12 protein-coding genes are annotated in these 14,880 nt (G+C 43.2%); 3 read left to right on the forward strand and 9 right to left on the reverse strand.

What is annotated here, in order from left to right; genetic code table 11:
• Nucleotides 1–71 precede the first annotated feature (71 nt).
• The 9 genes from FQ082_RS08110 to rsmG form a co-directional block, all read right to left on the reverse strand.
• A complete protein-coding gene (locus FQ082_RS08110) occupies nt 72–1,190 on the reverse strand; it encodes a DNA polymerase III subunit delta' (RefSeq protein ID WP_149492722.1) in 1,119 nt (372 codons plus the stop codon).
• Between the two features lie 142 nt (nt 1,191–1,332).
• On the reverse strand, nt 1,333–2,139 hold the full coding sequence (gene kdsB, locus FQ082_RS08115) for a 3-deoxy-manno-octulosonate cytidylyltransferase (RefSeq protein ID WP_149492723.1): 807 nt from the start codon (nt 2,137–2,139) through the stop codon (nt 1,333–1,335).
• A 48-nt stretch (nt 2,140–2,187) separates the two neighbouring features.
• Complete coding sequence (gene lpxK / locus FQ082_RS08120) at nt 2,188–3,306, reverse strand: tetraacyldisaccharide 4'-kinase (RefSeq protein ID WP_149492724.1); 1,119 nt, start codon at nt 3,304–3,306, stop codon at nt 2,188–2,190.
• 2 nt (nt 3,307–3,308) lie between these two features.
• Entirely contained in the window at nt 3,309–5,105 is a 1,797-nt protein-coding gene (gene msbA, locus FQ082_RS08125) for a lipid A export permease/ATP-binding protein MsbA (protein ID WP_149492725.1), read from the reverse strand.
• A 136-nt stretch (nt 5,106–5,241) separates the two neighbouring features.
• Entirely contained in the window at nt 5,242–5,673 is a 432-nt protein-coding gene (locus tag FQ082_RS08130) for an ExbD/TolR family protein (protein ID WP_020443268.1), read from the reverse strand.
• A gap of 89 nt (nt 5,674–5,762) precedes the next feature.
• Nucleotides 5,763–6,497 (reverse strand): MotA/TolQ/ExbB proton channel family protein, encoded by a 735-nt coding sequence (locus FQ082_RS08135; RefSeq protein WP_149492726.1) that lies wholly within the window; start codon nt 6,495–6,497, stop codon nt 5,763–5,765.
• Between the two features lie 84 nt (nt 6,498–6,581).
• Complete coding sequence (locus tag FQ082_RS08140; protein ID WP_149492727.1) at nt 6,582–7,697, reverse strand: ParB/RepB/Spo0J family partition protein; 1,116 nt, start codon at nt 7,695–7,697, stop codon at nt 6,582–6,584.
• Between the two features lie 145 nt (nt 7,698–7,842).
• On the reverse strand, nt 7,843–8,622 hold the full coding sequence (locus tag FQ082_RS08145) for a ParA family protein (protein ID WP_149492728.1): 780 nt from the start codon (nt 8,620–8,622) through the stop codon (nt 7,843–7,845).
• 127 nt (nt 8,623–8,749) lie between these two features.
• The gene (gene rsmG / locus FQ082_RS08150) at nt 8,750–9,466 is read right to left on the reverse strand and encodes a 16S rRNA (guanine(527)-N(7))-methyltransferase RsmG (protein ID WP_149492729.1); all 717 of its coding nucleotides are present in this window, start codon (nt 9,464–9,466) and stop codon (nt 8,750–8,752) included.
• A 352-nt stretch (nt 9,467–9,818) separates the two neighbouring features.
• Between rsmG and FQ082_RS08155 the strand changes: the two genes are divergently transcribed.
• The 3 genes from FQ082_RS08155 to FQ082_RS08165 all read left to right on the forward strand — a co-directional run bounded on the left by FQ082_RS08155 (nt 9,819) and on the right by FQ082_RS08165 (nt 14,767).
• Nucleotides 9,819–12,758 (forward strand): ATP-binding protein, encoded by a 2,940-nt coding sequence (locus FQ082_RS08155; RefSeq protein WP_149492730.1) that lies wholly within the window; start codon nt 9,819–9,821, stop codon nt 12,756–12,758.
• 119 nt (nt 12,759–12,877) lie between these two features.
• Nucleotides 12,878–14,014, forward strand: coding sequence for a helix-turn-helix transcriptional regulator (locus FQ082_RS08160; protein WP_149492731.1), 1,137 nt, complete (start codon nt 12,878–12,880; stop codon nt 14,012–14,014).
• Nucleotides 14,015–14,101: 87 nt separating this feature from the next.
• Nucleotides 14,102–14,767 (forward strand): TerD family protein, encoded by a 666-nt coding sequence (locus FQ082_RS08165; protein WP_149492732.1) that lies wholly within the window; start codon nt 14,102–14,104, stop codon nt 14,765–14,767.
• Nucleotides 14,768–14,880: the final 113 nt, after the last annotated feature.

Below are 14,880 nucleotides of genomic sequence, written 5' to 3' on the forward strand. Positions count from 1 at the left end.
GAGTATACATACTGATAATAAGTTAGTGGCATGCACTGATATGCGAAAGCATCTTTAGGCTTTGTTGTCTATTATAAGCAAGCCAAATCTTGCATCAGCTTATCATAAGCGAATTTTTCTTGCACGTTTTGTTGCAGCGCAATTTTTGTCTGTTGTAAGCTATGCGCAAACACATCTAACCCACTATCAATAGGTTGATAATCATTTAAATTGATTAAAAAATTAATGTCTTTTTGCTGCGCTTCAAAGCCCAAACCAACACGGCGGATATCGATTATCATGAGTTCAGACAGCTGGATAAATTCGACAATACCAAGCTGGGTTTGCCAATAGTCACTTGCCGCCACGCTACTGCGCTTACCGCTACGTAATGCCTGCCATGTCGTCAGCCATAGCGTGCGCTTGCTATACCATGGCGCTTGAGCCAGTGCCACAGCTGCTAAAGGCGCACCATTTGCTAACTGGATAAGCTGCTCAATGGCATCTGTACCAACCGCTTTACGATGGATATTGCTACCCAATGCTTTAGTCATATAATCTACTGCGACAGCAGGGTCAATCGTTTGTAATGCCAATTGCTGAACGCGGCTTTTAATCGTTGGGAGCAACTGTGCAGGGGCATCACTAATCAGAAATAAATGGACTTGGGCTTGGGGTTCTTCCAATGTTTTAAGTAGCGCATTGGCAGCGGCAATGGTCATTTTCTCAGCATGATCTAACACGCAAATACGCATTCCCTGCCCGCCTTGATAAATAAAAGGCTGCAAGGCACGAATATCATCCACCTTTATTTTTAATGATGCGTTACTAGCTGTCTTAGCAGATTTTTTATCTTTTGTACTATTAGTTAACGCTTCTTTTTGAGCGCTACTATCAGCATTGACTGGGAGGCTAACCAGCGGTAACACTTGTAAGCTTGGATGCGTACCTGATCTAAGCCATTGACAGCTCTCACAATGCCCGCAAGCGCCGAGTGGATGCGCATCACGCGCGCGGCATAATAACCATGCCACCAATCGCCATACAAAAGCGCGCTTGCCCATGCCTTGCATGCCAGCCGCCAACAGCGCATGAGGTAAAGACTGCTGCGGCGCTAGTACCCGCATTGTCAGCTGCGACCAAAGTTCGTGTTGCCATGGCAATAGTGGCGCAAAATACATATCATCTGTCATATTTGTCAGCTCACTCATGGCACTCACTTAATATCTTTCAATTAAAAATCTGTGTTAGAGCATAATTTCTAAGAGTAATTTGGAATAAAAATAATGCTATAAAATTTAATTAAAACTATTTTAATAGAAACTGTATTTTTATTGCTTAGGCTATTCTACATTAATAATCTTGGAAATCTGTCAAACTCATGGCATTTAAACGATCCAAATCTTCTTGCGTATCGACACCTGCAGGTAATGAGCAGGCAGCTTTAGCAATGGCGATATGTCCACCATTTTCCAACACACGTAATTGCTCTAAGCTTTCTAGTATTTCAAGCGGCGTTTGTGACCAGTGAACAAATTGCTGTAGCAAACTGACACGATAAGCATATAAGCCTAGATGACGATAGGCATTTTTTGGCGGCTGTTTATTATTCTCACTGGTTAATACAACGTCACGATTACAAGGAATCGGCGCGCGACTAAAATAAAGTGCGCGCTGTTGGTCATTGGACTTCTGACTGACCACTTTAACGACGGATGGGCGCATAAAGGTATCATAGTCCTCGATTGGCTCACACAAAGTGGCCATGACGCTCTCTGCATCTTGTACCAATAATGTTTTAACTTGCTCTAACAATAATGGCGGTACTAGTGGTTCGTCACCTTGCATATTAACCACTATATCATGGGCAGCCCAGCCTTTGATGGCAGCTACTTCAGCCAAACGGTCCGTGCCTGAAGCATGTTCACTGCTTGTCATCACCACATCAAAACCTGCATCTAGACAAATTTTTGCAATCGATTCATCATCGGTTGCAATACACATATCATCGGCAAAATCCGCCAATCGTGCTTTTTCAGCCACCCAAAGTATCATAGGCTTGCCGTGAATGGTTAATAATGGCTTGTTAGGTAAACGCGTACTTTTTAAACGTGCAGGAATGACGATATGAGTTTTGACGGGCATAAGGGCTGATGACATAATCTGTTCCTATAAAACCTTTTAAATCTTTATATGATAAACGCTATATTATTGCTTTCTCATGCTTATATCGATGTCCAAGGTTTGCAATTGCTGTTGTAAACTCTCGTAACAACTGTTTGACAATACTGCGGTCACTGGCAATACCCATAATCTGCTGACCAGCTCTTTATACTCATCACTCAGCGCTTGATTAATAATTGCTTGCATTATCAACGCTCTTATTTTCACGGCATCTTTACTGGTCACGATAATAGGATGATCAGTATACTGCAACAGTTCATCCAGACTAAAATCATAATGATCAGGATAAGGATGCGGAATAACTTCAAAACCAAGAGCATTTAAAGTATCAAAAAAACGCTGAGGATACCCAATGCCGCTCACCGCATGTACCTGACTGCCTTTCTCAGGTGCCATGGCTACTACGGCTAAATTATCCATCTGATTATTAGATGACCACAACAGTTCCAAATCATCCGCTTGTAAATGCATCGTTAAATGCTCAGTTAAGAGCTTGTTATAGTCAGATTTATTATGTATTGATGATGCGTCTGGCTTTTGATGATAAATGACATTAGCACCCTTTAATCGTGAAATGGGTTCGCGTAAAAATCCTGTCGGTAGCAACTGTTTATTCCCAAACCCTCGCGCCGCATCTACCACAACCCATTCAATATCACGTTGCAGCGCATAATGCTGCAAACCATCATCAGCTATAATCAGCTGTAGCTCTGGATAAGCCTCTAGCAAAATAGCAATCGCTTGCTGACGGTTAGGAGATACTGCCATGGCTGTCCCTGTCGTATTAACAATGAGACATGGCTCATCACCGACGACATTAGGGACGCTCTCTGTATTAACCAATAATGGCATCTGGCTGCTATCACCGCCATAACCGCGACTGATAACCCCTACTTTAATGCCTTGCTGCTGCAAATGTCGAACCAAAGCAATAATTAATGGTGTCTTTCCGCTACCACCCACCGTGATATTACCAATCACCATGACTGGAATAGGCGCACGGTAACTGGAAAAAACACCTACTTTATAAGCTTGGCGGCGTAGTACCATCAACAGTGCATACAGCCAACTCACTGGCAACAGTAGCCAAAGCCAAGCCGCTTGACGTTGCCATGCACGTATTATTACCGTTTCAATATTCATAATTATTCAAAATCACGCGCATACATCTGCGCATAATGACCATGCAATTGCATCAGCTCAGCATGGGTGCCAAGCTCAACAATCTGACCACCATCTAGTACAGCAATGCGATCAGCAGACTCAATTGTAGTCAATCGATGCGCAATAACCAGTGTCGTGCGATTCTTCATAATGTTATCGAGTGCTCTTTGTATATAATATTCTGACTCATTATCTAAAGCACTAGTAGCTTCATCCAATATCAAAATTGGCGCATCTTTTAGCAGAGCACGGGCAATCGATAGGCGCTGACGCTGACCGCCAGAGAGTTGCAAACCTTCAGCACCGATTTCACTTTGATAGCCATTTGGCATTTGCATAATGAAATCATGAGCAAAGGCATCTTTTGCTGCTTGCTCAACTTCGACTGGGGTTTTATGAGCCAAACTGCCATAAGCAATATTATTAAACACAGTGGTATTAAACAGTACCACTTGCTGATTGACCATCGCAATCTGAGCACGTAAGCTTTCAAGCTTAATGTCTTCAATGGGCATACCATCGAGCGTAATCTGCCCTGAAGAAGTGGTTAACGTGCGTGTGAGCAAATTGACTAAAGATGATTTACCCGCGCCACTACGTCCAACGAGCGCTACTGTCTCGCCTGCACGTATATCCAAATTAAAGTCGTGTAGTGCCACGGTTGAATCTGGATAAACCAAGCCGACATTATCCAGTTTAATCTCACCTGCCAAGGTAGGGCTAAGCACACCAGTATCCGCCTCTTCCGGCTCATCTAATAAAGCAAATATCGATTCACCAGCCGCCAGCCCTCTCTGCAGTTGTTGATTGACATCCGTCAATGAGCGTACTGGCTTACTTAAGAGACCTGCTGCTGCGATATAGGAGATAAACTCACCAGCTGAGATATCATCTATCACCGCAGGACGTAATGCTAGCCAAACCACGACTGCCATTGCCATTGCCATCAATAACTGTACTGCTGGGGTATTGATACTATTGGTCACAACAACCTTCATGCCTTGGCGCAGGTTTTTCTTAGACGTCACATCAAAGCGCTTAGACTCGTATACTTGTCCGCCATAGTTTTTGACCACTTGATAACCATTGATGACTTCATTGGTGATATGACTGACATCACCCATCGTTTCTTGAATACCCTTGGAAAGCTTCAAATAACGCTTTGAGGCAACCCGGATAAGCCATAAAATCGGTGGCAGCACAACGAATAAAATCAGAGTCAAACGCCAGTTGCTATAAAGCAAAAAGCCCATCAAGGCAACCACGGTCAGACCGTCACGTAATAACGTTTTCATCGAATCGGTGCTAGCAGCGGTCACCTGCTCAACATCAAAAATAAGCTTAGACGAAATCGTCCCTGCCGGATTGGCCAAATAGAATGAACTTGGCAAACGCAGTAACTTATTAAACACCTCTACGCGCAGCTCATAGACCAAGTTTCGCGATACCAATGCCGTGTAGTAATTACCCAAAAAGCTACCCACACCGCGCACAAAGAACAACATCACAATAATAAACGGAAATAAATCTTGCTTACTTTGATCGTTCTGATTGATAGCATCAGTGATGTATTGCAAGAGTTTGGCAATCCAAATCTCGGTGGCGGCATTAATAGCAAAACCGATAATGGTGAGTAATATTGCCCACCAGTATGGTTTTAAATAAGCCAGTAAACGCATGAGCGTCTTGCGTTTAGGCGGATTTAAGGTCACCACTGTTGGTGCTACTGGTGTTTTAGCAGAAGTTTTTGTAGAGTCAGGTTGGTAAGCTTGGCTCATAAAAGCCTCAATATAGGTATAAGAACGAGAGTGAATGGCACTGATAAAGCAGTAACTTGCAATGATGTATATAGCCATAAAAAAGAGTGATGGTGCTTAATACTGAAAACACGCTATAAGCCAAGCTTATTCAGATTTATTGCGGTAACGCTTGACCAAGTGGTACCACGGTACTAATGTTTATATTTAAAAAGCCCAATTTACCAGCGATATCCATCACTCTTACCACTGATTGATGTGTGGCATTGGCATCAGCGGCAATCACAAATAGCATATCACGATTACTGCCCGCCTCTTGCTGCAACATACTGGTGAGTTCAGCTTCATTGCTGCTGGCAAGGGTAATACCATTGACCAAATAGCTGCCATCTTCTTGCACGGCTACCTCAATACTGTTTTTATCGTCGGTCAGTGCCACACCTTCCGCTTCAGGCAAAATAATATTTAAGCGGCTAAAGTGATTGAACGAGGTTGCTAGTAGCAAAAACACGATTAAAAATAATAAACAATCAATCATCGGGGTCAGATTAATTTCAAGCGGCTCAACGGTTGGTTTTCTAAAGCGCATGTCACTCTCTTCAATAGTCGTGATATCCGATACTAATCTGACCAATATAGCGTTTTCACAATGCCATTATGGCGCTGCTAAAAACATAACTATAGAGTGGCCGTTGCCGTTTTATCTAAATCAAATCCGTCAATTGAGTGCTGATCTCTTATGCTAGCATCTACTGCAGCATGAGTAACTTGCTTAGATGTATTAGGAATATGGGTGTTTTCTAACAATTGATAATCGTACAACTCTTGAACCATCAATCCTGCTTGGGTTTCAAATTGCGCATTGATATCGATGATACGGCGCTGAAAATAGCGATAGGCTACCAACGCTGGGATGGCAACTATCATGCCAGCCGCAGTCGTAATCAGAGCTTGCGACACCGCTGCAGCAAGCATCGTTGGGTCTTGCATCGCACCATCAGTAATCGCTAAGAACGATGAGATAATACCCAGTACTGTACCCAACAGGCCTAGTAAAGGGGCAATCGCTCCGATAGTACCAAGCATATTGATGTTTTTTTCTAATTGATGGACTTGTACGCTGGCACGATTTTGCATATGCATCGTCATCGACTCTAAGCCGTATTGACGATAGAGCAAACCCGTTGCTAGGATATCACCTAGCGCAGTCTTTTCTTTGACATTCATCAGCTGCGTACGACCAATGTCACCATTTTCACGAAGGCGAGTAATCAGCTGCTCACGCAATCTATTTGGGGCAACCTTGTTAAACTGTAAGGTATGGCTACGCTCAATAATAATCACCAATGCTAAAATAGAGCACAATACAATAGGTGTCATCAGCCAACCACCCGCTTTTACCAACTCCCACATATCAACTCTCTTCTATATTTTGATAAAAATAGCGGTCATCAAGACTATTTAAATAAGCATTAGATTAAATACACACGCAATATTTTAAGCCTGTGCTTCCATATGCTTAATTAAAGCGGCTAATTGATCTTGACTGTGGAAGAATATCTCAACACTACCCTGCCCGTCTTTTTTATGCTTAAGTTTCACTTCAGCGCCGAGCATATCTGTTAGTCGCTGCGTCAAACGCTCAACATCACGAGACTGTACTTGTTCGGTGCGACTGGCTTTTGGCGCTGGCTGCAAAATAGATTTAACAAGCTTTTCAGCTTCGCGTACGGTCATACCACCATCGATGATTTTTTGAGCAATGATAGGCTGCTGCTCAGATGATAACGCTAAAAGCGTACGCGCATGACCCATATCTAAGGCGCTAGTAGCTAGGTGATCTTTGACCGTGTCGTGCAACTGGTTTAAGCGCAGAAGGTTTGATACGGTAGTACGTGCTTTACCCACGACTTCAGCAATCATAGCGTGACTCATACCAAATTCAGTATGAAAACGCTGTAATGCTGCTGCTTGCTCAATCACGGATAGATCTTCACGCTGGATATTTTCAATTAATGCGAGGGCAATCGCCAGCTCATCTGACAAAGCACGCTCAATCGCTGGAATGACTGACTTGCCTGCCATTTTCGCCGCACGCCAGCGGCGTTCACCGGCGATGATTTCGTGCGTAACAAAAGCTTCGCTTTTATCTTCTGTGGCGAGTAATGGACGAATAACAATAGGCTGCATGACACCATGCTGTTCGATAGAAGATGCCAATTCTGCCAGTGCCGTTTCACTCATGTCACGACGCGGTTGATACTTACCAGCCTGCAAACGGGTAACATCGATTTGCACCAAACTGATTTGGTCTTCAGATCCGTTACTTTCACTCACGTTTACACGATTGCCATTGGCAGTATTTTTACTTACTGTACGCGGTGTACGAGCTTTACGTTGATTGGCATCTTTTGACTCAGAAGCGGCAGTAGATTTTGCATTAGCGGCAGTTTTGACCGTCGCTTTTGTCTCTATTGGATCAGCTGGTAAAGCCTGCTCACGCACGGCTATATCGTCTTGCAAGGCAGAGGCGGTGATTTGCTTTTCTTTTTTGATTGACCCTAATAAGGCGTCTAAACCTCGATTGGCAGCCAACCCTCTTTTCTTCGCCATGATTACCTATCCTCTAACGCTAAAATAAAAGCCAAATGTTTTAAATTCAATAATAAATACGATGTGCACAATTTTGTTATCTGGCTGATTACTCCAGTGATCCATTATTTTTTATAATTGATCATTTTCTCTTATAACCACATAACTATCGACTTTGTTTCATGACTTCAGCGGCCAATTTCTGATAAGCACGTGCGCCCTTTGACCATCTCTCATAAGCAATGACCGGTAGACCATGCGCAGGCGCTTCAGCCAAACGGATATTTCTTGGAATAATGGTTTGATACATAATCTCACCAAAGTGCGCTTCCAGCTCAGCAGACACATCACGGGCGAGCGTATTGCGTGCATCAAATAATGTTCTGACCACACCGCGAATATATAACTTAGGGTTCAACTCTGTTAAACGTTCTATCGTTTGAGACAAATCCGCCAAGCCTTCTAACGCATAATACTCGCATTGCATCGGAATAATAACGCTATCAGTCGCCACCAACGCATTAATTGTCAATAAATTTAAGCTGGGCGCGCAATCTATAATCACATAATCATAGGCAGGTTTTTGTGCCGCTTTTTGAGCTTCAATCAACTCTGCCATTGCCGTCTTAAATAACTCATGGCTGTTGGTTTTGCTCATCAAAGTGATGTCCATACCCGCCAAATCACGATTGGCACCGATGACATCGAATCCTGCCGGACTGCTAACAATAGCGTCAGATAAAGCCACCCCATCAAGGAGCACATCTGCTATCGTCAGTGCCAACTCATTCTTATCGACACCCGTACCACTGGTCGCATTACCCTGTGGGTCTAAGTCAATGAGCAGTACGTGCTTGCGTTTGGCAGCCAAGCTGGCGGTCAAATTTACCGCCGTTGTGGTCTTACCCACTCCGCCTTTTTGATTCGCAATCGCTATGATTTCCATACACTCACTCAATTTAATTAGGATCTGTTACTAATTTTATTAACACGCGCTTTTACTGAAAACATAAACATGAGCACAGCATTTACCATAAAAAAGATAGTTTCATGGTAAATGCTGTGCTCATAGCTTAGACATTTTTATAAGACAATTCAATTAAATGACGACTATCATGTAAACGTGGCACGTTTAATTTAATGGTCTTAAACTGCCAATCGTTACTTAAAGCGTCTAACTCTTCTTCACTTGGCGCTTTGCCTTTCATCGCACATAGATAGCCATTATCTACCAATCGCGGCTCGGCAACTGCAACAAAATCTATCAAACTGGCAAATGCTCGAGAAGTAACTACATCATAGCTTGCCTCGTGCGCTTCAATACGCGATGCGATAGGCTGCATATTACTCAAACCAAGCTCACTGCTCACTTGCTTAATAAAGCGGATTTTTTTCTGATTGCTATCAAGCGCTGTACATGAGCGCTCAGGCTGACAAATAGCAATAATCACTGCCGGCAAACCTGCGCCCGTACCAATATCGAGCAGCGACCCCGAGGGTAAATGGGTTATAATAGCCAAACAATCGATAACATGTTTGATAAGTGCTTCTACCGGATCAGTAATCGCGGTCAGATTATACGCTTTATTCCATAATAAAAGCTGGTCTAAATACAATAATAAGCTGCGCTGCTGCTGGGCACTCAATGTTAGACCCAACTCGTCTATTGCTTGCGCTAAGATATTCGCCAATGTCTGTAATTGTGCGCCAAGCTTTACAAAGCCTGTCGGATCAATATGGATATTACCCATGGTAGCAGAGGATAAAGAAGATTTAGAGGAGTCTGACATACAAGGGTTTATCCGTTTTTGACATGTGAACCGTCTATTTTATCATGCAGGCTGCTTATTGAATAGTTGCAGATTGCGCCAATGTGCGTCATCTTATACTATCTACGCCTATATTGAGCTGTTATTCTTCTTTAACTGTTCTACTATTATTGTTTTATAATTACTATTAGTAAACTTTTATTCGCTAAGACATAATCGCTCATGATACAAATTTGCGCTCAATGACTGCTTTAAAAAACAGCGATATCTTGTAAGATGTTCTATTACTATAAATGCTAATGTATCCATTGCCCCATCAAAAAAACCAAAATCAATCACCATTTAATATTTTTAAGCGACTGACCCTATTCCTATGACAGAACAGCCAAACATACCCCTGAATAAAGACCAACAAGACATTAGCGATAATACCGCAGAGGCTATAATGCCTATTAGTGGCTCAAGTAACAAGCATCCCCATGAAGAGCCCTCAGCCAATAAGGAATCATTTGATAAAAATTCCTTAAATAAGAAGAAATTGGATAAAAGCTTAAAACGTAAAAAAACGGCCCGCAAGTCGGTAGAAAAAGAAAATAACCCTAACGCTACTGATGCGCCTATTACACCTCACCCTATATTCATAGAAGTCAGTCAGCGCTGCCTCGTCGCGGCAAATCAGCTTAAACGCTATAGTAAACCTAGTCTGCTGCCAGCCGATACTCGTAGCGCACCCGATTTAGATATTGGTTTTGGGCAACAGCGGGCGCTTAAGGCGTTGCATACGGCACTCGATATTCATGCTAGTGGCTATCATGTGTTTGCGGCTGGCGAGAATGGTTTGGGTAAACGTACGGTGATTAGTCGCTTGCTCAGTCTTATCGCAGCCGATGCACCGACGCCGGATGATTGGGTATATGTACACAACTTCACTGACCCACGGACGCCACTGGCACTACGCTTACCTGCTGGTCAGGCCGCTGTCTTGCAACATCAAGTCAATACTTTGTGGCAACAAGCCAAAAAACGGCTGAGTCAACGCTTTCGCAGTGATCAGTATCAAAGCAAGATAGAAGCCATCAAAAATGACACACATCAAAAGGAAAGTCATGCCTATGATGTGCTCAATGCTGAGGGCAAGCAGTATGATCTAGCGTTAACGTTTCGGCCGTTTGATAATAAAGCCGTTTTTGTTCATCCAAGCCAGCTTGCAACAGAAACGAGCGATATGGATGATAAATCAGACAAACTCTCCAATAGTCATAAAAACAATACCCTTATCAATGACAATAAGGAAGCGACGACCGTTAGCACCGATGAGAGCGATGTTAAGGCTAATGATAGTTCATATAGCAGCGAATATGAAACTGAGCTAAATAATTTTGCTCAAAAAAATCATATGCAAAAACGTCTGAGTCAGCTGACGATTGCTTTAGAGCAATTAGAAGATGAAGCCAATGATGCCATCGAGTCGCTACATCGCAATATTGCCAAGCGAGCATTACAGCCATTGTTTACCCCTATTTATGAGCAGTTCAGTGCTCAACCACTGGTCGTTGAGTATCTAAAAGTAGTCTTTGCCGATATGGTGACTCATGTCGAGCGTATCGTTAATGGAGATGATGAAGAGTTTGTAACGGCATTGCTCGCCACGACGCCTAGTAGATATGCGGTCAATGTTATTAGCAGTCATGAGCCTGATAGTGGTGCGCCCGTTATCTTTGAAGACTTGCCTACTCACTTAAATTTATTAGGTCATGTAGAGCAGATCACTCAATTAGGTACGGTTACGACCGATGTCAGCATGATTCGTGCCGGCGCTTTACATCGTGCTAATGGAGGTTACTTACTGCTTGAAGCCAGTCATCTGCTTGAGCATCCTTATGCGTGGCAAGGTCTTAAGCGTGCACTACAGTCTCGTAAAATTAAACTCTCAAGTCTTGAGCAAATGCTGACCTTAACAGGTAGCTTATCCTTATCGCCTGCGCCCATTGATCTTGATATCAAGGTCATTTTATTAGGTGAAGCTGACTTGTATTACGAATTACTGGAGCTTGAGCCGGAGTTTGATGCGGTATTTAAGGTACGTGCTGACTTCCACGATGATGTGGTTCGTACTCATGAGCACGAGCTCGCGTTGGTCGGAAAGATGGCAGACATCATCGATTACGCCAATCTTTATCCATTTGATAGAAGGGCACAAGCTGCTCTACTTGAGCATTTAAGTCTGCAAGCAGAGGATCAAGACCGTTTAAGTCTGCACAGTGATTTGCTTATTAAGCTGTTGCATGAATCCAATCGCCATGCGCGTTTGGGCGGACAGGATATCGTCAGTGCCAAACATGTGGTGCAAGCTATTGAGGATATGGATGAGCGCTCAGGATATTTACGCGACCTCTATTGGGATGAGCTCAAAAACGGTCAACAGCTTATTCAGACCCAAGGAGAGGCAGTTGGGCAAGTCAACGCGTTAACAGTGGTAAGCTATGCCGATAGTGAGTTTGGCATGCCTGCCCGTCTCACAGCGGTCATTCAGCCAAATATCGGTACGGGTGAAATCCTAGATATCGAGCGCGATGTTGATTTGGGCGGTAGCTTGCACGCCAAAGGTATGCTGATCATGACCAGCTACTTAAGAGCATTATTTAGTCAGCACCATGCACTAAATTTTAGTGCTTCACTGGCGTTTGAGCAAAGCTATGCGCATATTGATGGTGATAGCGCGACTGTCAGTGAGGGCTGTGCCCTATTATCTGCTTTAGCAAACGTACCGATCAATCAATCTCTTGCGATTACAGGTTCTATGAATCAGCTTGGTGAAGTACAAGCCGTCGGCGGCATCAACTCCAAGATTGCAGGTTTCTTTGATGCGTGCCGTGAGCAAGAGTTGACTGGACAGCAAGGCGTGGTCATTCCTATGGCAAACGTCAAGCAGCTTATGCTACGCGACGATATCATTACCGCTGTAAAATCAGGTAGCTTTCATATATATGGGGTGCACACGCTCAGTGAAGCGCTCACATTAATGACGGGATTACCTGTCGATACAGTGAATAAGAAAAGTCGCTACCGCAAAGAGACGTTGTTTGGTAAAGTCTTAAGTCGTTTGATGCTATGGGATGAAAACCAAAATACAGATGATGATATTGACGATAAAAAATCAAAAAAGAAAGCCAAAAAGAAACGCCAAGCCAAACGCCAAAAAAAAGAAGATAAGAATAAAGTCTCTAACAAAGAAAAGGCTATTAAAGAACAGCTTATTAAAGAGGATAACGATATCATCGTAGAAGAAGTTATTATAGATGAAGCACGCTAGATATTAGGGTGCTCTGTGCAATGCTATATAATAACCATCTGCTGATGTCCTTTCATGCTCATACCAATGTGAATAACCCGCTGACTTTATAATCGTGACATTACAAAGGTTATCTTTTCATGACTGTATCTCATACCGACATTGCTCATACTGACAATGATAATCGCGACAATCAACAGGCTACTGATGAGCAAGCAAACACTGTTGCATTTTCAGACAATAAAGCCGCTGATGATGCAGCTGATAGTCGTCATGGTGCTGCGACAACAGCGCGGCAGTGGCAAGTGTTGTCACAATTACAACGTAATCGTTGGGTCGGCACCACTCATGTCTATGAGCAGCTGATACTGGCAGGTTTTGATATCAGTTTGCGCACAGTACAGCGCGACTTAAACGCCCTTGCCAAACGTTTTCCTATCGAAAAAAATAATGCCAATCCACAAGGTTGGCGCTGGGAAGACGATGCGCCGCTACAAAGCTTGCCGCATATGAATCTATCTCAAGCGGTTGCCTTTAATATGGTGGAAGCCAATCTAAGCCAGCTGCTACCGCCAGTTATTTTAGATGAGTTATTTCCTTGGTTTGATTTGGCACGTCGCCAACTTAAAAACAGTAAAGTAACCCATTCATGGATTGATAGGGTTCGCATTGAACCCGCGACCCAGCCTTTGATTGCGCCGCACATTGATTTGGACAGTAAAGATAATATTTATCATGCTTTATTTTATCAATTACAAATCAAAGCCAGCTATACCCGTAGCAACAAATCCCAAGCCAGCGAATATACCTTAAACCCTATTGCTATTATCCAACGCGGGGTGGTTATTTATCTGCTCGCGACCCGCACTGATGATAGCGAAACTATCATTCGCACCTTTGCCCTACATCGATTTGCCAGTGTTGAGATATTAGAGAGCGCAGCAAAAACGCCTGATAATTTTCAGTTGGATAACTATCTGGATGCAGGTGGTATGGGCTTTAGCCACCCCTTATTCCGCCAACTGCCCAATCATGGCAAATATACAGCGATTGAGCTACAATTTACCAAACAAGCTGGCAAAAGCTTAACAGAAAGTAAGCTCAGTGATGACCAAATTGTGAGCATCAATAACGATGAAACCTTGACCATACAAGCAACGGTGAATCTAACTTCTCAGCTGGTTTGGTGGTTACGAGGTTTTGGTAATGGGCTGCTAAACGCCAAACCAGAGCTGCTTTATCAAGCGGTATTAGATAAAGTAGTGGAAGATATCTAATTTTTTACGCCATTCTTACAAGCACTTTTATAGCTTCTACATCTACCTAACTCATTCATAAAAAAACCAAGTATCAAAAGGATTATTATGTCGACCACTACCCCATCGCCACTACTTTCAGACAGCTTAAGAGGGTTGGGTTTGGACGCAGGAACTTTGTTTTTTGGTCTCAATTATGAATTTACCAAGGTTGAACAGACAGGCTTATTTAAAAAATTAAAGAAGCGTTTTAATAAAAATGCAAACTCCATGGATCTTGATTTGGCTTGCGTATTATATGATGACAACTGCACCATCAGCGACATCGTTTGGTTTAAGCAGCTGCGCGACAAAGCCGAATCGATATGCCATCAAGGCGATAGTTTGAATGGTAAAGACCGCGGCAACCAAGCGATGTATCTTGCACCGCTTGATCAAGAGCAAATCAGACTATATCTGGATGAAATCCCTGCTCATATCACGCATATTGCTTTGATTGCCAACTCCTACTACGGACAACCTTTTACCAGAGTTAAAAAAGGCGAGATTCATCTCAGCGATGATGAAGGTAACCGCTCTTTTGAGGTCAATTTAAAGCAGCTGCCGCGTGACTGCGTGACACTGTGGGTCGCCCATTTGCGCCGAGAAGTAGATGACTGGCATCTAACGTTACAGAACCTGCCACTCCCTGCAACAGATTTGGCAATAGCGGCGCAACAAGTGGCGCATGAATTGGCTCGTGCCCTACCGATCCCGCAAGCCATATATAGCTAAAAGGATGTGCCGCGCTTAATTAAAAATGGTCAATCGCGATACAAAGCCATTGACCATTTTTAATTCTATATGGGCGATTCGATACAGAAAAAAGCCTGTGATAACTGGCATAG

The organism is Psychrobacter sp. ANT_H56B, from assembly GCF_008369245.1.
GTDB classification, from domain to species: domain Bacteria; phylum Pseudomonadota; class Gammaproteobacteria; order Pseudomonadales; family Moraxellaceae; genus Psychrobacter; species Psychrobacter cryohalolentis.